Source organism: Streptomyces sp. NBC_00289, from assembly GCF_041435115.1.
Taxonomy (GTDB): Bacteria; Actinomycetota; Actinomycetes; order Streptomycetales; family Streptomycetaceae; genus Streptomyces.
This window is the reverse complement of sequence record NZ_CP108046.1, coordinates 9506016-9528174: the sequence shown is the minus strand read 5'-3', so window position 1 is coordinate 9528174 and position 22159 is coordinate 9506016. Positions and strand designations below refer to the sequence as shown.

Annotated in this window: 12 protein-coding genes and 1 pseudogene; 5 read left to right on the top strand and 8 right to left on the bottom strand. The window is 70.6% G+C overall.

The annotated features are described in order from the left end of the window. Nucleotides 1-41 precede the first annotated feature (41 nt). The gene (locus tag OG985_RS42975; protein ID WP_371674671.1) at nt 42-1052 is read right to left on the bottom strand and encodes an NADP-dependent oxidoreductase; all 1011 of its coding nucleotides are present in this window, start codon (nt 1050-1052) and stop codon (nt 42-44) included. Nucleotides 1053-1163: 111 nt separating this feature from the next. Between OG985_RS42975 and OG985_RS42970 the strand changes: the two genes are divergently transcribed. Then, entirely contained in the window at nt 1164-1754 is a 591-nt protein-coding gene (locus tag OG985_RS42970) for a TetR/AcrR family transcriptional regulator (RefSeq protein ID WP_371673843.1), read from the top strand. A 160-nt stretch (nt 1755-1914) separates the two neighbouring features. After that, nucleotides 1915-2412, top strand: coding sequence for a hypothetical protein (locus tag OG985_RS42965; RefSeq protein ID WP_371673841.1), 498 nt, complete (start codon nt 1915-1917; stop codon nt 2410-2412). Nucleotides 2413-2449: 37 nt separating this feature from the next. On the opposite strand, the gene OG985_RS42960 is transcribed toward OG985_RS42965, so the two are convergent. The 4 genes and pseudogenes from OG985_RS42960 to OG985_RS42945 all read right to left on the bottom strand — a co-directional run bounded on the left by OG985_RS42960 (nt 2450) and on the right by OG985_RS42945 (nt 5646). After that, nucleotides 2450-2647 carry an IS3 family transposase gene (locus tag OG985_RS42960; RefSeq protein ID WP_371666820.1) on the bottom strand — a complete coding sequence of 66 codons (198 nt, stop codon included), beginning with the start codon at nt 2645-2647 and terminating at the stop codon, nt 2450-2452. Between the two features lie 5 nt (nt 2648-2652). Further along, nucleotides 2653-3315 (bottom strand): annotated as a pseudogene (locus tag OG985_RS42955) (IS3 family transposase); the annotation flags it as partial. Nucleotides 3316-3317: 2 nt separating this feature from the next. Then, complete coding sequence (locus tag OG985_RS42950) at nt 3318-3626, bottom strand: IS3 family transposase (RefSeq protein WP_053743648.1); 309 nt, start codon at nt 3624-3626, stop codon at nt 3318-3320. A gap of 805 nt (nt 3627-4431) precedes the next feature. Next, nucleotides 4432-5646, bottom strand: coding sequence for an RNA-guided endonuclease InsQ/TnpB family protein (locus OG985_RS42945; protein ID WP_371673840.1), 1215 nt, complete (start codon nt 5644-5646; stop codon nt 4432-4434). A gap of 50 nt (nt 5647-5696) precedes the next feature. Here OG985_RS42945 and tnpA point away from each other — a divergent pair, with 50 nt between their 5' ends. Together tnpA and OG985_RS42935 are read left to right on the top strand one after the other, a co-directional pair. Further along, complete coding sequence (gene tnpA, locus OG985_RS42940; protein WP_371673839.1) at nt 5697-6125, top strand: IS200/IS605 family transposase; 429 nt, start codon at nt 5697-5699, stop codon at nt 6123-6125. Nucleotides 6126-6515: 390 nt separating this feature from the next. Then, complete coding sequence (locus OG985_RS42935; protein WP_371673837.1) at nt 6516-7088, top strand: dihydrofolate reductase family protein; 573 nt, start codon at nt 6516-6518, stop codon at nt 7086-7088. Between the two features lie 212 nt (nt 7089-7300). Here the strand turns inward: OG985_RS42935 and OG985_RS42930 are convergent, their stop codons facing one another. From OG985_RS42930 to OG985_RS42920, 3 genes are all read right to left on the bottom strand, one after another. After that, nucleotides 7301-8080 (bottom strand): class I SAM-dependent methyltransferase, encoded by a 780-nt coding sequence (locus tag OG985_RS42930; protein WP_371673835.1) that lies wholly within the window; start codon nt 8078-8080, stop codon nt 7301-7303. Between the two features lie 355 nt (nt 8081-8435). Then, on the bottom strand, nt 8436-8627 hold the full coding sequence (locus OG985_RS42925) for a hypothetical protein (protein WP_371673834.1): 192 nt from the start codon (nt 8625-8627) through the stop codon (nt 8436-8438). Nucleotides 8628-8905: 278 nt separating this feature from the next. After that, a complete protein-coding gene (locus OG985_RS42920; protein ID WP_371673833.1) occupies nt 8906-9529 on the bottom strand; it encodes a hypothetical protein in 624 nt (207 codons plus the stop codon). Nucleotides 9530-9836: 307 nt separating this feature from the next. Here OG985_RS42920 and OG985_RS42915 point away from each other — a divergent pair, with 307 nt between their 5' ends. Further along, nucleotides 9837-22121, top strand: coding sequence for an amino acid adenylation domain-containing protein (locus OG985_RS42915; RefSeq protein ID WP_371673832.1), 12285 nt, complete (start codon nt 9837-9839; stop codon nt 22119-22121). The last annotated feature ends 38 nt before the right edge of the window (nt 22122-22159 follow it).

Sequence of the window (22159 nt, the reverse complement as noted above, 5' to 3'; positions counted from 1 at the left end):
CCGACACTCCCGAACCCGCAGACGTTAAATCACACTGAGCCCTAAGCGACCGTGAGCACGATCTTGCCTTGGACATGTCCTCGGGCCGCGCGTTCGTGGGCTGCTCGGGCATCCGCGAGCGGGAACGTACTGTCGATCGCGACGCGAACCGTGCCCGCGTCGAGCAGGCGTGCCAGTTCGGCGAGCTGCGCGCCGTTCGAGCGGACCTGTGCGCTCGAGACCGTGACGCCCAGCTTCGCGGTCTCTTCTTCGTCGAAGTCCCCGGGGAGCACGGGGAACTGGGAGCCGCCACGCTTGAGCGTGCGCAGGAAGCGCCTGCTGTTGGGGCCACCGACGGTGTCGAGAACAAGGTCGATGTCGTGCACGAGTTCCTCAGGGCGGTTCTTGGTGTAGTCGACGAACTCATCGGCGCCGAGCTCGTTCAGGAACGATTCATGCGCGCCCGATGCCACGGCGATAACGCGTGCGCCCTTCCACTTCGCCAGCTGTAGCGCGAAGTGCCCCACGCCGCCCGCGGCACCGTTGATGAGCACGGTCGTGTCGGCGCCGAGTGCCGTCGGGCGATGCCGCGCCTTCTGGAAGGGCGAGGGGTGATCGTGTCCGACCTCGATCAGGAACTGCCACGCCGTCAGTCCGGCCATCGGCGCCCCGGCGGCCTGTACATGGTCGATGCGGGCCGGCTTGCGTGCGAGGTCCGACGCAGGCGCGGCCACGTACTCGGCGTATGCGCTGCCGTCGAAGCTGGGAAAACGCAGTAGACCGAAGACTTCATCACCTACGGCGAGACCGTCCACGTCCGCGGCGACGGCCTCGACGACGCCCGACACGTCCGTCCCTGGAATCACCGGCAGGCTGACCGTCGATTCCGTCTCCCCGGGCATCCTGGTCATCCCGTCGCGCAGGTACCAGTCCGGAGGATTGACGCCGACCGCGTGGACGCGAACAAGCACCTCACCCGGCCCCGGCTCGGGGATCGGCACATCGTCGTAACGCAGAACTTCGGGGCCGCCGTGCTCATGGAGCCGGACCGCCCTCATTGTGTGTGTCGGCATCGTTTTCTCCTGCCCGCGCTGCGGGATAGGGTTATTCGGATCAGCGCTCCACATAAGTGGATCGCTGATCCGAATATATGGACCACTGATCCGGATAGTCAAGAGGGGCAGATGCGGGCCGACGCCAAGAAGAACCGCGACCACGTGCTCGCCGTAGCGGGCACCGCCATCACCGAGCAAGGCGTCGACGTATCACTGCGTGACATCGCGCGCAGGGCCGACGTAGGGCTCGCGACGCTGCTGCGTCACTTTCCGACGCGCGAGGCGCTGCTCGAGGCCTTGCTCCACACGAGCTTCGGCGAGCTGACGGCGAAGGCAGGCGAGCTCGAGACGTCGAACTCGCCGGCAGATGCTCTCGTTTCGTGGCTACGCGACTGCGTCGCGTGGACGACGGAGTATCGGGGCGTGACGGTGCTGATGGCAGCCGCGATCGAGGACACCGACTCCGCACTCCACGCTTCATGCGTCACCCTTCGTGCGGCTGGTGCGCGGCTCCTCGCCCGTGCCCAGGCCGCGGGCACAGCGCGGACCGACATCGACGGCACCGATCTGTTCGCGCTGATAGCGGCGCTGGCGTGGATCGGCGATCAACCCTCGCTCGCCCCGCGCGCCGATCACCTCTTCGATGTGGTCGCGAGCTCGATCCTGACGAATCCAGCGAGCACCGCTACCGGGGAAACCCCGGCTCCGAGCCGTAGCTGAAACGTCGTGCGGACCAGCGAACTCAGCCACGCGAGACTCCGACGAGGGTGAGTCTCGGGCGCGAGCAGACAGCGTGATTCAAGCGGGTGCTGGAACTGCCGACAGGATCCGTACGTCGAACAGTCAGGCGACCGAGGCCACGTGAGGCGACACTGAAGCAGTGCTGATCGTGGATGCCGTACTGGAAACCGTGGACACCGCTGCCTTCTCTCTTTGGCCGGTGGCCGACCTACCTTCTTACCGACTCCTGGCTCTGTCCCACAGCATGTCCCCGCCCGAAGTCGGTACAGCGATGGCGACCCTGGCCGTCTACAACTCCCCCACGTCCGCGGACGATCGTCCAGTGACAGATGCCGCCGAACAGATTCATCGCCTGCTGGCAGCGGACAGAGTCATCGCACCAGGCGGTCTGCGCCTCCACCACACCGACCTCGATGTCACAGTGAGCCCGGGATGTTGCTTCGGCTTGGAGGACTGGCGCGAGTGGCTCGACGTCCTGAAGGGAAGTACACCGTGGCTCGGCCACGACCCCTCACCGAGGATCGAGCATGTCGGTCCGGTGATCCGGCTGTGGCCCGACGGTGCAGACCTGGCAGAGGCACCTGCCACGCGCCCCATCGAGATCCCCGTAAGTGACCTGGCGGAGACCCTGCACTGAGCTTGTTCCGCTTTGACGGACACCATCGGTGTGGTGGTCAGGCTGCGAGTGCGGTCTCGTATTCGGCGGGACTGCGATAGCCGAGGCTGCTGTGCAGACGGTGCAAGTTGTACCAGCCCTCGATGAAATCGAAGATCGCGGTGCGGGCGGCGGCCCGGCTGGGCCAGGAGACGGCGTCGAGCAGCTCCCTTTGACGGTGGCGAAGAACGACTCGGCGAGTGCGTTGTCCCAGCATTGTCCGGTGCGGCCGACCGACAGACGCACCCCCAACTGGTCTGCCAGCGCGGCGAATTGCTGGCTCGTGTACTGACAGCCACGATCCGAGTGAAAGATCACCGGCCGGGTGGGACGGCGCTTGCGGCAGGCGGCCGTGAGGGCATCGGCGACCAGATCGGTCCGCAGGTGGTCGGCTGTCGCCCAGCCGACCACGCGACGGGAGGCGATGTCGATGACGGTGGCCAGATAGAGCCAGCCCTCCTCCGTGGCGATGTAGGTGATGTCGCCGCACCAGCGGGCATCCAGGCCGGCGGGGTCGGGCTGGAAGTCCCGGACGACGAGATCGGGCCGCAGGGCAACTCGTGGATCGGGGATCGTCGTCAGGTGCCGTCGTCTGCGGTGTCGGCCCTGCAGGCCGGCAGCCCGCATCAGCCGCGCGACACGTCGGCGGCCACATCCGGCGCCTGCCCGCTTGAGCACGGCATGGACGCGCGGGGCGCCGTAGGTTCCCCGCGATCTCGTATGGACGTCGGCGATCTGTTCCGCCAGCTCGGCGTCACGGACCGCGCGGGGACCAGGCTTGGCAGCGCGGCGGGCATAGAAGGCGGTCCTGGAGACCTTCAGCAGCTCACACGCTCGTTTGACGCTGTGACCTGCACGCTTCTCCGCCTCGATGAACGGGTGCACCGTCACCGGGTCTCCTTCGCGAAGAAAGCCGTGGCCCGCTTGAGGATGTCGACGTCCTCACGCAGACGGCGGTTCTCCCGCCGCAGTGCGGCCAGTTCCTCACGTTCGCTGCTGGTCAGGCCGTCCCGCTCGCCCGCATCGACCTCGGCCTGCTTCACCCAGTCACGCACCGCGGTCTCGGTCAGATCGAAGTCCTTGGCGATCTGACCGACCGAGCGGTCACCGCGTCGACACAGCTCGACGATCTCCGCCTTGAACTCCGGCGTGAACGAGCGACGAGGGCGAGGCTTCTTCTTCCCCATGCTCTCCATGATGGACATCCTCCCGGGGCTGAACCCCTGATCTCGGATGTCCGTCAAAGCGGATCAAGCCCAGCACACCGTGCGGGACGAATTGCGCGGCTTCCTCTCCCTCGCCAAGCAATGGGCCGCCTCCCGGGTTCCCTCGCTTGCCATGGAACTGACTGCCAAGCTCGACAAAGACCTGGCCATCAGCGCGCCACTGCCAAGTGACGTTGGCCGACACGCACGGTGAGCGACCACGGAGGTGGCCCAGAACCGTGGTGAGGCCTGGAGGGGTTCGGTGGCCTGACACACCAGCACACGGTCGGCATCGGTCGAGGGAATTCAGTGCGGCCGCCTGTGCCAGTCCGGCCTCCAAGGCGGCTTCGTCAGATGCCCCCGAGAGGGTGTGCGGTAGCTGGGCCCAGGTGATGATTCCGAGTTTGGGGAAGATCCGGTAGAGGTGGGCGCCGAGGGTTCTGTGGTCCGCCAGCCGGGACTGACGTAATGCCCGGTGTCTCGTGTGTCCCGGCGCCGTGAGGCGCTTCCACGGCCCGAGACTCTGCCCCACCCCGCGCCCTGACCGACGCCGATCAACGCTTGCTACGCCGCCGCATGGCCACCACCGCCCACACACCGAAGGCCACGACGACGATCAGCACCTGCAGCCATTTGGGCACGAAGTCGGGTGCTCGTCCTCCCGCAGCGGTCACCGTCACCCCTCCGCCAGACACGCCATCTCCCGTCCGTGAGCGCAACGTGATGTCTCAGGGGCCGGATGCCCCGAAGACGAGTCACCGTGACTCCTCCCCCGGCTGAAGCCGGGGGCTTCTCGCTATGCCGGGTTGGCGTTGCGACGGACCAGCCCGGCCCGTAGAACGTTGGTGGCTGCGACTGTGTCGGCGTGCGCGGTGTGGCCGCAGGCAAGGCAGTGGAATTTTTCCTGTGTGGGCCGGTTCTCCTTCGCGGTGTGTCCGCATTCGGGGCAGGTGCGGGAGGTGTTGCGGGGGTTGACGGCGATCACTTCCCGTCCGGCGCTTTCAGCCTTGGCGTGCAGGATCGTCAAAAACACCCCCCAACCGGCATCGTTGATCGACGTGTTGAGCCCGGCCTTGGCGGCGGCCCCGTTGGGCAGGAAGGTGCCCGGCCGGTCGGGGTCGGGCTTCGGTGCGGGGGCCCTGCTCATGTTGCGGATCTGGAGGTCTTCGTGCGCGATGACGTCGTGCGCGCGGACCAGGCTAAGGGCGGTCTTGTGCGCGTGGTCGAGCCGCTGGCGCCGCACCTTGCCGTGGAGCCGGGCAACCTTGTCCACCGCCCGCTGGTGGTTGGCAGTGCGGTCTGTGGCCTTGCGGCGCGGGAACCGGGACAGCGCCTGCTGCGCGGCTTGAAGCTTGGCGGCCGCGCGGCGGCCGTGGCGCGGGTTGGGTACGAACTCGCCGTTGGAGTCGGCGAGGAAGTTGGCGATGCCCAGGTCGATGCCGACCATGCTGCCGGTCGCGGGCAGCGGCTCGGGCTGCTCCTGCTCGGCGGTCAGTACGACGAACCACCGACGTCCCTCGCGCTTGACGGAGACGGTCTTGACCCGGCCGGCCACCGGCCGGTGCTGGTTGACCTTCACATGCCCGACGCCCTGGAAGCGGACACGGGTGACGGGATCGTGCGGAGTGGCATTCCACCGGCAGCCGTCGCCGTCCTTCGGGAAGTCCACCGTGTCGAACCAGTTCACGCCGCGAAAGCGCGGATAGCCGGGCGTCTGCCCGGACCTGACCCGGCGGAAGAACGCGGCGAACGCCTTGTCCAGGCGGCGCAGGGTGGCCTGCTGCGAGGAGAACGACCAGCGGCCCTGACGCTCCGGGTCGAACGCCCGGATCTCTTTGAGCTGAGCGGACTGCATGCCGTACGCGACGGTGGTCTTCGACGGGTGCCGCCAGGCGTCGCGGCGTTCCTGCAAGGCCCCGTTGTAGAGGGAGCAGTGGTCGCGCAGCATCTCGCCCAGCGCCTGCTGCTGGCGGACGGTGGGCCGCAGGAGGAACTTGTACGCACGGATCATCCAGCCCACCCCCTCCGGTCGAGTTCACGTGATCCTACTACACTTGGCATATGTCACCACGCTGGGAACCAGATCCCGATATCCGACGAGGAAATCATGTCGTCTTCCACCTCCACGCACACTTGGTGTTCGTCACGAAGTACCGGCGTGAGATCTTCAACGACGAGATGCTGACGCGCTGCGAGACGATCATGCGGGACGTGTGCGAGAGCTTCGGCGCCCAGCTGCGGGAGTTCAACGGCGAAGGCGATCACGTCCACCTGCTCGTGCACTACCCGCCGAAAATCGCCCTGTCCAAGCTCGTCAACTCCCTCAAGGGCGTCAGTTCCCGCTACCTGCGCGCGGAGTACACCGGCCGGATCAACCAGATCGGGACGGGCTCGGTGTTCTGGTCCCCGTCCTACTTCGCAGCATCCTGCGGCGGCGCACCGCTGAGCATCGTCAAGGACTACATCGACAACCAGAAACGCCCCGCCTGACCGTCACCACGCAAACGCAGTGACCTCCGGCGCTTCGCGCCTCCGAACCGAGGATCACATTCCCGCCCGGCCTGAACGCCGGGATTCCCTGCGAAGATCAAAGGATGGGCTGCAAGCCGACGGAAGGGGACAGGTACTGCCCCGACGCCAGGCCCAAGAGGCCGGGTAGACGCCGGTCCTTGGTGCCGAGCGGCTGGTAGGGAGGCGTGGTCAGGCAGGTGTGGGACCGCCCCGATGCGATGCCCGAAGCAGGGTTGGTCGAGGACCGATGACTTTTCCCGCGATCCTCAGTCGAAGATCGTGGTTGGTGCACTACGGGCCGCGAGTGTGGTCCGATGGCGCACAGACCGAAGCTGCCGACAACCGGACACGAGACACCGAGGACCTTCGATGCGTACGTTGATCAGCACCGCCTTCATCTCCCTCGACGGCGTCGTGGAAGCTCCGGGTGGCGAGCCCGGCTACCGCAACTCGGGATGGACGTTCAAGGACATCGCGTTCCTCCCCGAAGCGTTCGAGATCAAGGGCCGTGAGCAGCAGGAAGCCACCGCGATGTTGTTGGGCCGGACCAGCTACCAGGCATTCAGTCCGGTGTGGCCCGACATGGCGGACTTCGCCGACTACAAGGTGATGCCGAAGTACGTCGTCTCCACCACCCTCACCGAGACCGACCTGGTCTCGAACTGGGGCGACACCACGATTCTGCGCTCGCTCGACGAGGTCGCCGCGTTGAAGGAGACTCAGGGCGGCCCGATCATCGTGCACGGCAGTGCCGCCCTGAACCAGGCCCTTTCGGACGCCGGCCTGATCGACCGATACCACCTGCTCGTCTTCCCGCTGCTGCTCGGCGCGGGAAAGCGTCTGTTCAGCGCCACGGACAAGGACACCCAGAAGCTGAAGCTCGTCGAGCACGAGGCGTACGCCAACGGCCTGCAGAAGAACGTCTTCGACGTCATCCACTGACATGCCCCACACGTACTGAATCGTCCAACTCCGGCCGATTCGTCAGCTGTTCCGACCGACCGTCCGTGCGTGGGGCGGCGTCGCCGCGGGTCGCACGGACGGAGGGACGGAGGGACGGTCAGCCTGCGCACACGGACACGGACAGACTCGGCCACCGCACATCGAGCAGTTGGACCGGCTACCTCCGGCGGCGGCCCAGTGGTCGATGGCTCTCACAGCGGACGCACGCGCAGTACGGCGGTCAGCATCGGGAGGGTGAACTCGCCGTCGGCGGTCTCCGTTCTGCTCGCGAGGAATGCGCGGATCCGGTCGAGCGTGGCCTCACGTTCCTGTTCCGGCATGACCAGCATTCCCGCACGCGTCGCGATGGTCGCGACGAGGGAGTCGGCGGTGCGGCGCTGGCCGTGCGGGAACTCAGCTCGCGTCGGCGAGCCGAACCGGGCAGCCGCACCGGTCTTCGGAAGGTGTGCGCCTGCCGTCTCAGCGCGCCAGCTGGTAGGCGTGTCACGCGGGCCGATGGCCGCGTTCCCGCTGATCCGCGCGAGCCCGGCAACCCAGTCGACCTGGTCGTCCATGACGTTCCACAGGCCGGCCAGGATGCCACCGGGTGCGAGGACCCTGGCGATCTCGGGCCCCGCGACAGCCATGTCGAACCAGTGCATGGCGTTGCCGGCCAGCACGGCATCGACGGACGCGTCCGGCAGCGGTATCGCCTCCGCGCTACCGGGCAGGGCACGGACCGTCGGCAGTGCACGGCGCAGCTCGGTCAGCATCGCCGGGTCGGGCTCGACCGCGACGACGTCAGCTCCCAGCGCGACCAGCGTGGTGGTGAGCTTGCCCGTTCCGGCCCCGAGGTCGAGCACCCGCGGGCCCGACGCGGGCTCAAGCGCCCAGCGCACCGCGGCCTGCGCGTAGTCCGGGCGGTGCTCGGCGTATGCGGTCGCCGCCGCGCCGAACGACGAGCTGTGACGTACCCGTTCGTCCTTCTCCACGCGGCCACCTTAACGATGACCATGACGCGCTACTACTTTTCGAGCAGCAGTGCGTCCCGGTGCGTGATCACCAGGGTGACGCCCTGCTCCTTCAGGCCAGAAGACCCCGCTGGTCGCGAGCGCGTGCCGGGCCGACTGGGTCTGCGCATTGCCGGCGTCCGTCGCGACGGGTTGTGCACCATGCCCGCGCGCTTGGGCGGCGAGCACTCCAGCACACTCCGGGAAGGCCCGAAACCGGGTGGGGTTGTCCCCCGACGGAGCGCAACACGAGCCCTGGAGGGCCTGACTTCGTCCGGTCCGGTCGCTGTGATCAGGCGTCACGGGGTAGTCCGCGGGCTCGTGAGCAGGACGGGGCTCACCTGCCGCCCGACTTGATCCATGGCCACTTGACGGCACAGACCACTACCGGTGCGAGGAGCATGGTCAGCATCCACAGTCCCACGCTCGCTGGTGAGTAGATGTAGTACTGCCAGGGCTCGGGCAGGGCTGCCGGCGCGAGCAGGAGCACGATCAGTGCGGCCCACGTGACCAGCACTGATACCACCATGCGTGCTGCCACCATTCCGGTCGGCCCCCCCTCGACGGCTGCTCGTCTCTTCAGGTCGCATGATACGGCGGCTGGGATTTTCCCCCTGCGCCGCGACTATTACGTGACGGCCATCAGTCCGCTACGTGACAGCCATCAGTCCAGACGGTCAAAGAGATAGACCCGGGTGTGAACCCTCGGACCGTCGGACTTCATAGGCCCCGCGTCCATCGTCCATGGCCGAGATGGTCTCAAACGGCCCTGCAGAACCCGACGGACCGGGAACCTCTCGGAACAGATCATCCAGCGCGCCGATCGGTTGAACCAAGTCGCCCCAGCCGCGAAGCGTCCGCGGCGGGACGGGACGCCAGCGTCAACAGCGCGAAGGCCATGGCGAAGGCAAGCATGGTGAGGACGCCTCGCGGCCAGAAGATGTGGCTGTCGACGAAGGACCAGCACGCCGCCAACAGGATGACCGCACCGGGTAGTACCCGGGCCCCGTGACGCCGGCAGAGCACCGCAGAAGCCGCTACGGCGGCGACGATCAGCGCGTACGCGCCGGAGTGGCCCAACTTGTCACCGGTCGTGAACAGCGGCCGCGCTGCCCCGTGTACGCCGTGCTCGACGACCGTGCCGGCGGAGATGCCGGCGACGGCGTCGAGCCCCGTGTAGTAGGCGGCGTAGCCGACACAGCTGACCCAGACGATGACCGTCAGGACGCCCTCGACGTCGCGGCCCGGCCGGCCCCACAGCGGTATCAGCAGGCCGAGGACGAGGAAGGGGAAGACGGGCAGCAGGACGATGTGCAGGCCGGCCCAATGACCGGCCGTCGCCGCCGTCAGATGCTCCGGGTGCATCAGGCCGGCGGCGGCCAGCAGCAGCGGTGGCGCGGTGACCACGGCGATCGTACGAAGGGTTCGCATCGGATCACCGTAGGAGGACGCGCGGCGCTGCGGAGTCTCGGGCGAGGACCGTAAGACACCCGTAAGACACTACGGTCGGCAGGTCCGACGAGGCGCCTCACCAAGGGGCCGCCGCCGCCCGGCACACCGCAGCCGGCTCTCGTTGGTTCCTGCTCCCGAACTCGAACTCGAACCCGAACCCGGCCCCGAACCGGGCAATGGCCCAAGCAACCACGCCTTCCTCATACTTGATACTTGAGTCTCCGTAGCGCGTCGCCTCCAGTTCGCCACGCACGAACGATTCGCCCACGCACGAACGATGGGACTCATGACTCCTCGAACCCTCCTGGACGTACTGCTGGACGCGGCCCGCCAGGCACCTGGACAAGTCGTCGTCCACGTCCGTGGTGACGGCAGCGAGGTGGCCGTCACCTTTCAGCAGCTCCTCCAAGAGTCTCTGCGGGTCGCGGGCGGACTCCGCGGTGCGGGAGTCGCCCCGGGTACCTGTGTGCCGCTGCTCGCGGAGCGGAGCGAGGATTTTCAGCCGATGTTCTGGGGGGCGTTGGCGGCCGGGCTGGTGCCGGTGCCGCTCGCGCCCGACGCGCGGCGGGTCGGCCCGGTGTGGGAACACCTCGGACGCCCGCCCGTCGTGGTGGACGCGGCCTGCGCCGACGTGGCCGACGAACTGCCGGGACCTGTCGAGGTTTTGCGGGTCGAGACCCTGCGGAAGTGCCCCACGCCGGCCTCACCTGCCACGCCGGCCCCCGACGACCTGGCGTTCCTCCAGTTCTCGTCCGGCAGCACCGGCGCACCCAAGGGTGTGGAGCTGACCCATGCCGCCGTGGTGGCGAACCTGCGGCAGATAGTCGCCGTCTCGGCCCTCTCCGAGCAGGACGTCCTGGTCAGCTGGATGCCCTACTTCCACGACATGGGTCTCATCGGCACGCATCTGGCCCCGCTGGCCGCACGGACGAAGCAGGTGAAGATCGGCCCCTTGTCCTTCGCGAAGACGCCGCGTCTGTGGTTGGACGTGGCCGTCCGGCACCGGGGCACGGTCCTGTCGGCCGCCAACTTCGCGCTCGCGCTGGCTGTTCGCCGTATACCCGACGAGGTGCTGTGCGAACTCGACCTGAGTGCGGTGCGGTTGATCCTGGTGGGTGCCGAGCCGATCTCCGCGACGGTGTGGCGGGACTTCGCCACCAAGATGCGTCCCGCCCGGCTGGACCCGCGGGCGGCGACACCCGTGTACGGACTGGCCGAGGCGACCTTGGCCGTCACCTTCCCGCCCCTGGGGGAGGTGGCGGTTCCCGTCGCCCTGGAGCGGGCGGCGCTCAGCCGGGGCAGGGTCGTGGAACGCGAGCCGGGCGGTGACGCCGTGGAAGTGATGGACGTCGGTTTGCCGGTGCCGGGGTGCTCGGTCCGGATCACCGACGACACCGGCCGGCTCCTGGGCGACCGGCGGGTGGGACACATCGAGGTGCGGGGCCCGCAGGTGGCACGCGGTTACCACCGGCTGCCGGAGACGACGGCACTGTCCTTCGCCGGTGACTGGTTGCGGACCGGTGATCTGGGGTTCCTGCGGGACGGCCGGCTGTGTGTCAGCGGTCGGCACAAGGATGTCCTGTTCCTCAACGGCCGTACGTTCCATGCCCCGGACATGGAGGAGGTCGCGAGCGCGTCCCCTGGGCTGCCGCAGGGGAGCCCGGTGGTGATCGGCTCGACGGACCCGGTGACCGGCGGCGAGCGGGTGGTGGTCTTCGTGCCCTGGGCCCGGCCTCCTCGCGGCGCGGGCGAGGTCCTCGACGAGGTCGCGCGGCGGGTCCGCGCCGCACTGGGTCACGATGACGTGCGCGTCCTCGCGCTGCCGCCGTCGGCCTTCCCGCGGACCACGAGCGGCAAGGTGCAGCGTCGGCGGATGCGGACGCGTTTCGAGGAGGGTGCCTATCGTCCCGCCGCGTCGTCCGGAGTCCCGGTCGTCCCCGCACCTCGGTCTTCCTCGGCCGGGCCGTGGGATCAGCCGTCCGCGGCACCCCGCTCGCGCGGCGACGTGCGGCAGGTGGTGCGCCACGTCTGGGCCCGGGTTCTGGGCCTGCCCGAGGCGTCCTTCGGCGACCTGGACCGGTTCTCCGACCTGGGCGGCACCTCGCTGAAGGCCATGGAGACGCTGGCCGGGCTGGAACAGGCCCTGGGGGCCACGCTGGGTCCCGCGGTGATGCGCAACGACACCGTGGCCGCACTCACCGATCACCTGCTGGCCACGGCGGGGCAGAGCACGGCGTCCCGGGAGCCCGCCCGGAACGGACACGCGCTGTCTCCTATGGCGGACGGCCTCCCGTCAGCGACGGCGGTCGTCGACGGCGTGTCGTCCCCCACCGAGGTCGTCGACGGCATGCTGTCCTCGACCGCGGTCGTCGCCATGGCCTGCCGCTTCCCCGGCGCGAGTACGCCCGAGGAGTTCTGGGACCTGTTGACGGCCGGCCGTGACGTCGTCACCAAGGTGCCGCACGGCCGTTGGGGCACCCCGCTGCCCGGGGAGGCGGCAGGCGGACCACTGTCCGTCGCCGCAGGCGGCCGCTGGGGCGCGTTCCTCGACGACGTGGCCGCCTTCGACGCCGCCCATTTCGGCATCGGTGACGAGGAGGCCCGCACGCTGGACCCGCAGGCCCGGATCTTCCTCGAACTCGCCCACGAGGCGCTGGAACGCGCCGGTTACGCCGGACCCCGCCGACAGGGCCTGCGGATCGGTGTCTTCGTCTCCATCGCCGAGAGCGGCTACCGGCAGATCCTCGCCGACGCCTCCCCCGCCCTGCCGCCGTCCGCGACGACGCTGACGGGCAACCTCCCCAACCTCGTCGCCGCCCGGGTTTCACACTGCCTGGACCTGGACGGTCCGGCGCTGGGCGTGGACACCGCGTGCTCCTCGGGTCTGGTCGCGCTGCACCTGGCCCGCCGCAGTCTCGCGGACGGGGAGTGCGACATCGCCGTCGTCGGCGGGGTCAACCTCCTTCTCACTCCGGACGGACACCAGGCTCTGGAGGCCGCACAGGCCCTGTCGCCCACCGGACGCAGCCGCGCCTTCAGCACGGCCGCCGACGGGTTCGTACCCGGCGAGGGCGGGGCCGCCCTCGTCCTGCGGCGCCTGCGGGACGCCCGGCGGGACGGCGACGACGTGCTCGCCGTCGTGCGGGGCACCGCCGTCAACAACGACGGAACGTCGCTGAGCCTCATGGCACCCAACCCCCTGCGGCAGCGCGAGGTGATCTCACGCGCGTACGAAGCGTGCGGCGTCGACCCGGAGTCCGTGACGTATGTCGAGGCCCATGGGACGGGCACGGCCGTCGGTGACCCCATCGAGCTGCGGTCCCTGGCACACGCCTTCCCGAGGCGGGCGGACGGTCTGCCGCGTCTGCTCGGCTCGGTGAAGACGAACGTCGGGCACCTGCTGAACGCGGCCGCGCTGCCTTCGCTGGTGAAGGTGGTGCTGGCGCTCGGGCACGGCCGGCTGCCGGCCTCCCTGCATCACACGCCGCCCTCGCCCGCGCTGGAGCGGTCCGGATTCGCGCTGGTCACCGAGGCAGGTGCCTGGCCGTCGGCCGGGCCCCGCCGGGCGGGTGTCAACGCCTTCGGTTTCGGCGGCACGAACGCGCACGCGGTGCTGGAGCAGGCGCCGCCACCCGCGGCGCGTGATCCGCGCCGGGACGACGGCCCGCACCTGCTGACGCTCTCGGCGCACAGCGCGGCCGGTCTGGACGCGTGGACGTCCCGCCTCCTCGACCATCTGGGCGCACACCCGGAGTCGGACGAAGGCGACGTGTGCTTCGCGGCGGCGACAGCCCGGGACGAGGGGGCTCATCGCCTCGCTGTCGTGGCCGACGGCGATCTGCGGGAACGCCTGGCCGAGGCCACGGGTCCCGGCGGTGACCGACTGCCGGGAGTGATCACCGGGACGGTGCGGAACCGGCCGCGAACCGTCTTCGTGTTCCCGGGACAGGGCGCGCTCCGGAGGGGGCTGGGCCGTGCGCTGTACGCGACGGCGCCGGTGTACCGCGACACGCTCGACGAGGCCTCGGCCCACGTCCGCGCGCTGCACGGGCGGGAGTTGACGGCCTGGTGCGTCGATGCCGATGTGGACGCGCGAGCCCAGTCCGCGACGGAGGTGGCGCAGCCGCTGCTGGTGGCTCACGGGGTGGCGCTCACCCGGCAGTTGTCGGCCTGGGGCGTACGGCCGGACGCGCTCGTCGGCCACAGCGTCGGCGAACTCGCCGCCGCCTGTGTCAGCGGGATGCTGTCGTTCGCCGACACCCTGGCGTTCGCGGCGGAACGTGGGCGGCTCATGGGCGCGTCGACCCTGCCGGGCGTGATGGTGGCGGTGCGGGGAGCCGGCGCGGAGGACGTGGCGGCCCTGGTAGCCGCGGCTCCCGGAAAGCTCGCGGTCGCCGCGTACAACGGTCCCGGGAGGCTGGTGCTTTCCGGCAGTCCCGGGGCGGTCGCGTGGGCGACGCAGGAGCTGTCCGCGCGTGGGGCGTCCGTACGCGCGCTGGAGGTGTCGCGCGCGTTCCACTCGCCGCTGATGGAGCCGATCGCCCAGGACTTGGCCGACGCGGCGCGCCGGCTGGAGGTCTCGGCTCCCGGAGTGCCGGTGATGAGTACGCTGACGGCGCGGTGGCAGCCGCGTATGGACCCTGCCCACCTGCGTGAACACGCGTTGCGGCCGGTGCTGTTCGGGCGAGCCGTGGCACGGCTGCTCGACGAGGGCTACGACACGTTCGTGGAACTGGGCCCGCAGGAGAGCCTCGCCGGTCTCGTACGGGCGGCGGCCCTTCACCGGGACGTCGGCGCGGGTGAACCGGCGCGGAAGACATCGGCGGAGGACGTCGGCAGGGATGTCCTGGTGGTCTCCGCCCCCCTTGGACCGGATCCCTCCGGAACGCGCCAGGACGCTGTCGCGGGCAAAGCGGGTGAAGCGGGCGGCGCGCGCGAGTTGCTGCAAACAGTCGCACACCTGTGGGCACGCGGTGTGGGACTGGACCGTACGGGACCCGACGCCGACCGTCCGCGGATGTCGCTCCCGACCTATCCGTACCAGCGCAGCCGCTACTGGCCCGAGGCCACGAAGCCCGGGCTGCTGCACCGCGTCACCTGGCAGGCGGCGCCCCTGCCGCCGAACGGTGGTGGACCGGTATTGGTGACCGGCCCGGACCCGGGGGCCGTACACGCACTCACGCGACGCCTCGAAGAGCAGGGCGTGGAGACGACCATGGCTCCCGGCACTCAGCCGCAGACGGTGCTACTGCTTGCCGGACCCGCCGTCCGTTGCACAGCCGTGGCCATCGACCGGATCCAGCGCGAGCTGGTCACCGCCTTCCACGAAGCCCTCACTCTGTTCGACGAGACCGGGGCCGGCCGTCTGCTGGTCGTGACGGAGGACGCGCACGCCACCGGGCAGGGTCGCGAGCGACCGGCCCCGGCGCAGGCGGTGCTGGGCGGTCTGACACTCGCCGTGCCGTCGGAGTCTCCCGGAGCGGTGGCCAACTGGGTCGACGTCTGTTCCCTCGACGACCCCGCGCAGCGGCTTCGGGCCGTCGTCACCGAGGCGACGGCACCGCAGGCGGCCGGAGCCGTCGCATGGCGGGGCGGACAGCGGCTGCTGCGGACCGTCGTGCCGGGAGCGGTGGACGTGCCCACGGCTCCTGACCGACTGCCCACGGCTCCGGTACGGCTGCCCACGGCTCCTGACCGACTGCCCACTGCTGCGGGCCGGTTGCCCACGCCTCCGGACCGGCTGCCCGCGGACGGCACCTTCCTGATCACCGGTGGCGGCGGAGGCATCGGTTCCGCCCTGGCCCGAGAACTCGCCGGCCGTGGCCGGCCGGTCATCTGCCTCACGGGTCGTTCCGTGCGGCCGCCCGCGGGCCTGCTGGAGGAACTCGCCGATCTCGGCGCCGACGCCCGCTACCACCGGGCCGACCTGACCTCGCGGGACGACGTCGAGGCGTTGGTCGCCGAACTTCCTCCGCCGGACGCCGTCTTCCATGCGGCCGGAGTGGTGCGCCCCGGAAGTCTGCGCGGGACGAAGGTGGAGGAGACGATGGAGGCGCTGGGGGCGAAGACGCTCGGCACCATGCTGCTGTCCGAGGCGCTCCATCGGCGGGGCCGGAGTCCCGGGGTGTGCGTGGCGTTCTCCTCCGTCTCCTCGGTACTGCCCGGACTGGCCGGGGCACTGGGCGCCTACGCGTCCGCGAACGCCTTCCTGGACTCGTTCGCCGGCGCGGAGCGGCAGGCGGGGCGGCCATGGCTGTCGGTGAACTTCGGGCCGTTCGCCGAGACGGGTCTCGCCGCCGCGTTCGCCGATGCCTTCACCCGTGAGGGAGACCAGCCACTGGCCACCGCGCCGGCACTGGCGGCGCTGCGGTCGGCGTGCGGCACCGACCTGGCCCAACTGGTCCTCGCAGACCGGGCGGCAGTCCAGCCGGATCGCACACGGACGGCGGTCCAGCCGAGTCGTGCACGGACGGCAGTCCAGTCGAGTCGTGCACGGGCGGCGGTCCAGCCCGATCGCGAACGGACGCGACCGCCGACGCCCCTCGTACCGCAGCTCGCGCCGAGGCCCTCGCCCACACCCACCTCGGCCGCGGCGGACGTGGTGACGTCAACGTCCGAGACCGCCGTGGTGTTGCGGGAGCTGCTGGCGCAGTCACTGGGCGTTCCGGTATCCGCCGTCGACGACGACGCGCCCTTCCTCTCGCTGGGCCTGGACTCGCTGGGCGCGGTCGACCTCGTCAAACGACTCGAGCGCAAAATGGCGCGGTCCCTGCCCGCCACGCTCTTCTTCGAGTACCGCAGCGTGCGCGAGCTGGCCGCCCACCTGGACACGGACACCACCTCCCCACCGGTGCCGGAGGAGGTGAGGACGTACACCCCCGCGACCGGGGCGGACCATGCGTCCTTCGCCCTGACACCCGTACAACTGGCCCTCCACACCAGCAGCCGTCTCCATCCCGACGTTCCGGCCCGGGGGCATCTGCGGATGACGGTCCGCGGTCCCCTGGACACCCATGTACTCGGTCAGGCGCTGGCCGGCCTTGCCGAACGGCACGGCATGCTGCGCATGCGGATCGACGACGCGGGCACGGGGCCGGTGCAGCGGCTGGCCGCGCCTGCTCCGCTGCCGACCTGGTACGAGGTCCGCGAATGCGGTGCCGAGCAGGTGGCCGACCTCGAGACCGCCGTCTGCAACCAGCCCTTCGACCTGTCCACGGAGCCACCCGTACGGGCGGTGTTGCTCCGTCAGGAGCCGGCGCTGGCACACCTGTTGCTGGTGGTGCACCATGCGGCGGCGGACGGGTACAGCCTGAACGTCCTGGCCGAGGAACTGTGGTCCTCGTACACAGCCCTGTGGCGGGGCGAGCCTCCGCTCCCGGCGCCGGTCGCGCCGAGCTTCGCGGTGTACGCCGCCGACAGGGCCCACTCCTCCGGCACTGCCGTGTCGGACGCCGACCGTCGCTACTGGGCCACGCGCCTGGTCACGAGAGGCGAAGCGCTGCGGCTGCCCTACGACGGCGATCCCGACGCACCCCCGTCGGGCCCGCTCCTGCAGCACTACGGCTCGCTGGACGCGACACTCACCGCCGGCCTGGAGCGGCTGGCCGCCGCGCACGACGTGTCCCTGTTCCACCTGCTGCTCGCCGCGTACGTGCGCTGCCTCGCACGGTGGACGGGGCGGCGGGACATCGCGGTCAACGTGGCCCGTGCCCGGCGCGAGGAACGCTTCGCCGGTGTGGACCGGCTCGTCGGTCCGCTCGCCGACACCCTTCCGCTGCTGTGCGACACGACACCCGACGAACCGGTCGTGGCCTTGGCGCAACGCCTGCGCGGCATCTGGCTGGAGAGCGAACAGCACTCGGGGCTGAGCAGTCTGGATCTGGCCGGTCTTCTGCCCGGTGGGGGTCCCCGTACAGCGAGCCCCGCGGGCTTCAGCTTCGCCCGCTTCCCGGCCCGTCCGGCGACCGACTGCCCGGTCGAGGTGCGGGCCGACGCGGCCGGCACCGGATCTGCGGCGACGCGGCTGAGTCTGCTGTGCTGGGCGGACGGATCGACGTTGCGCTTGTCGTGGAACTTCCCGCTGCCGTTGTTCGAACCGCGGACGGTGGCACGTCTGGACACGGAGTACCGCGAGGAACTGGCCGCTCTGTGCCTGCTCCCGCAACAGCGCGTGTCCGCCCTGGACACCCTCTCGCCTCCCGCGCCGCCGCACGAGGCGGACGCACCGCTCGGTCTGGTGGACCGACTGCTGCAGCAGTTCCGTGCCACACCCGACGCCATCGCGGTGACGGCCGGCGGAACGACCCTCACCTACCAGGCACTCGACAGCGCCTCGGGTCTGCTGGCGTCGCGGTTGCGCGCGGAGGGTGTACGAGCGGGCGGGCTGGTCGGACTGCTCACCGAACCAGGTCCGGACACCGTGATCGGCGTGGTCGGCATCCTGCGTGCCGGGGCGGGCTGGGTTCCGTTGGACCCGACGTACCCACCCGCCCGGCTGGCCGATCACCTGCGGCGAACCGATGTCTCCACGGTGGTGTGCCACCCGCCCACCCTCGACACAGCGGGACTGCTCGACGGAGTGCGGGCGGTCCGCACCGACAGCCCGCCGTGCTCACCGACGGGCGACCGGGCGCCCAGGCCCGAGGCCGACGCCATCGCGTACGTCATCTTCACCTCGGGTTCCACAGGCCGCCCCAAGGCGGTACCGATCACCTTCCGCGCGATGGAGAACTACCTCGACTGGGCTGTCGGGACATTCGGCTACCGCGCCGGTGACCGGCTGGCGCAGACCGCGTCGCCGTGCTTCGACGCCTCGGTGCGTCAACTGCTCGCGCCGCTGCTGGTCGGCGGCACCGTGGTGAGCGTTCCGCGGGAGCTGCTGCGGGATCCCGAACTGCTGCTGGCGTACGTGGAACGCACCCGGATCACCGTGTGGAGTTCCGTCCCGACGCTGTGGGAGCAGGTGCTGTCGGCCGCCGAGGAGCGGGTACGAAGAGGAGCGGCAAGGCCGGATCTCTCGTCGCTGCGATGGGTGCACGTGGGTGGCGAGGCCCTGCCCGCCGCCCACGTACGTCGTTGGTTCGACCTGTTCGGCGACGGACAGCGCATCGCCAATCTCTACGGCCCCACCGAGACGACCATCAACGCCACCTGCCACGTCATCGCGGCGCGCCCGGCCGACGACGTGCAGACCGTGCCGATCGGACGGCCGGTGACCGGTATCGACCTGACGGTGGTCGACGCCGACGGCGCCCCTTGCCGCCCGGAGGAGCCGGGTGAACTGCTGATCGCGGGAGTCGGTCTGACGCCCGGCTATCTGGGTGAACCCGCCCTGACCGCCGAGGCGTTCACCGTGCGGGACGGACGCCGCTGGTATCGCAGCGGCGACCGGGTCAGAACGCGTGCGGACGGTGCACTGGAGTTCCTCGGACGGATCGACGACCAGGTGAAGATCCGCGGCAACCGGGTGGAGACCGGAGAGGTGGAGGCAGCTCTCCAGACGCATCCCGCCGTCGCGCAGGCCTCGGTGGTCGCGCGCGAGGGACGACTGCTGGCGTTCGTCACCGCCCGGCCCGGTACCGGGCAACCCGAACCGCCGGCGGTGCGCCGTCACTTGGCGGCTGTCCTGCCGCCGTACATGATCCCGGCGCGGATCACGGTGATGGATCAGCTGCCTCTCAGCGGCACCGGCAAGGTCGACCGCCGCGCGCTGGACGCTCCTGCCGCAGCACGCACGGCACTGGCCGACTCCCTGTCCTCCTCGCGCGAGGACACCTCGCCGCGGCAGGCCCCGGGCGGTCGACCGGGGTCCAGGCCCGCGCACGCTGCCGGTACCGCAGCGGCCGCCGGCGGCAACACGCTTCCGGCAACGCCCACCGAACGTCAACTGGCCGTCATCTGGCGCGAGTTGCTGGAGATCGACTCAGTCTGCCGGGAGGACGACTTCTTCGACCTGGGCGGCGACTCGCTGCTCGTCCTCCAGGTGTTCGCCCGGCTCGGCGAGGTCACGGCGCCGCTGCCCCGGCCGACCGTGATCTACGACAGCCGTACCCTCGCCGAGCTGGCCGCCGCGGTGGACACGGCAGCCACACAGCGGCACGGCGCAGCCGCGGCAACCGCCGTCACGGACCACGCGGCGCCGTTCCCTGTCACACCGGCCCAGCGCGGTTTCCTGCTCGCGGAGGCGCTCTCACCAGGCGGAGGCGGTTCCTGGCCGGCACGTCTGCGGCTGTCAGGCCCGCTGGACCCGGAGGTGTTCCAGGCATCGGTGGACCTGCTGGTGGAACGCCACGGCATGCTGCGTACCGTCTTCCCCGCCGGCGCCCGGCCGCCCGTCCAGCAGGAACTCCCGCCCTCGCTGCGGCTGCCGGTCACGTTCGAGACGCTCACCGACCCCGCCGAGGTGGACGCGCGTGCGGCCGCCGAGGCGGAGCGGCGCTTCGAACCATGGACCTGGCCGCTGCTGCGACTGCGGGTCCTCACCCTCGACAAGCACGACCACGTCCTCCTCGTGCATGCCCACCACCTCATCGGCGACGGATACAGCGCCGCGCTGCTCGTACAGGAACTGACGCAGGTCTACGACCGTCTGGCCGCGGGCAGCGCCACCGACCTGCCCGCGCCGCGCGCCACCTTCCGTGACCACGCGCTGCTGCCGGCCGAGGCGGCGCCCGGCACCACGCCGGGCGCGGCGGAGCGCCGGGCCCACGTCGACGCCCCGTACCGGCCTCCCGTGCTGCGCGCAGCGGACGGGGACGCGGTGCCGGGCGCCGAGCCGTTCCACTCGGCGGGGTTCGTGCTCGACGCCGGCCGGACGGCGGCGCTGCGGGCGCTCGCGGCGAAGGCCGGGGCCACGCTGTACGCACCGCTACTGACCGCGTATCACCAGCAGTTGGCGCAGCTCACGGGTCAGGCGGACCTGATCGTCGGCCTGGCGGTGAGCGGCCGGGACCGCAGCCTGCCCGACATACACAGGATCTTCGGCCCGTTCGCCACCGCCGTACCCGTGCGGCCCGCGGTCGAGCGGGACGACAAGGGCGCGGACACCGACTTCGGCGACGCCCTGCGGCGGATCGTGGCCGAGGCCGAACAGGCGCGCGGACACGAGGACATCGTTCCCCGCAACGGCGACGGGCTTCCGCTGACGGCGCAGTTCTTCTTCACCTACCTCGACTTCTCCGTCCTCGCGTCTTCGCACGGGCAGTCTCTGACCGCGTCATGGGACGACGGGGACAGCGCGTTCGCGCCGCCGTCCTCGGCGACGGACCTGTTCCTGGCAGTGCGCCCTGAAGGCGCCGGGCTGCGGGTGACGGTACGAGGATCCGCCGCGGCCCTCTCCCCCACCGCGCTGGAGGACTTCGCGCGCGCGATCCGGGAACGGCTCATACGGGCCGTGGGCCCCCGCCCCGCACGCCGGGCGTCGGCCTCCCCGGACACGATGGACGCCGCACTGGTCGGCTACCTGCCCGCCCCCGGCCACCTGGCGCGGCTGGCAGGGCTGCCCGAGGATGCCCTGGAGCGGGACGACCTCCGCGCGATGCTGTTCCCCGATGGCGCGCCTCGCCCGCTGGAGACGGTCGGGACGCCCCTGGGCAGGTCGGGTTTCGTCTGCGTGCCCCTCTTCGCCGACGAACTCGGCCGGGATCCCGGGCTCGTCGCCCACACCGCCCGCGCGGTGTCGCTCGCCTCCTCGCTCGGAGCCCGGTGCGTTTCGCTGGCCGGGATGATCCCGTCGCTGACCGGTTACGGCTTCGACGTCCTGCGGGCCGCGAAGGGACGGGTGGCGGTGACGACCGGGCACGCGGCGACCGTGGTCTCAGTGGTCCGGACGGTGCACGCGGCGCTCGACGCCACCGGGCGGGATCTGGCCGACCTCGAGGTCGCGTTCGTCGGTCTTGGATCGATCGGCGCCTCCTCCCTGGAACTGCTTCTCGCACGGGCCCCCCGGCCACCACGACGGCTGCTGCTGTGCGACGTGCCCGGCAGCGGACCGCGGCTGCGTCAACTCGCGCGAGAACTGCGGGAGCGGGGCCGGGCCGGCGAGGTGGAGGTGGCGGAGTCCCGGCCCGCGCTGCCCGACGCCGTGTACGGAGTCGACCTGGTGGTGACGGCGGTGAGCAGCTCCGGCGCCCTGCTGGACGTGGACCGGCTGACGCCCGGCACCGTGGTGGTCGACGACTCCTTCCCGCACTGCTTCGACACCGCTCGGGCACTGGCCCGGATGAGGGAACGCCGGGATGTCCTCGTACTGGGCGGCGGGCTTCTGCACCTCGGTGATCTCAGCCGCGAGATCGCCGAGGGACTGCCGCCGGCGGCCGCGGCCGGATACCTGGCCCAGCCGTGGCTCGGGGGAACCCTCGCTTCCTGCCGCGTGGAGTCCCTGCTGCACGCGGCGGATCCCGAACTGCCCCTGATTCACGGCCTGGTGGACGGGGCAGCGGCCCTCGCCTACTGGAAGGCCGTGGAAGACGCTGGGGTGACCGCGGGCCCGCTGCACCTGCTCGGCCACACCGTCGGACCGGACCCTCTGTCCGGAGTGCCTACGGCTCCGACGGCTCCGACGGCTCCCTGAGGTGACGGGGCGGGGGCGGGACCCTGCGCCCCCGCCCC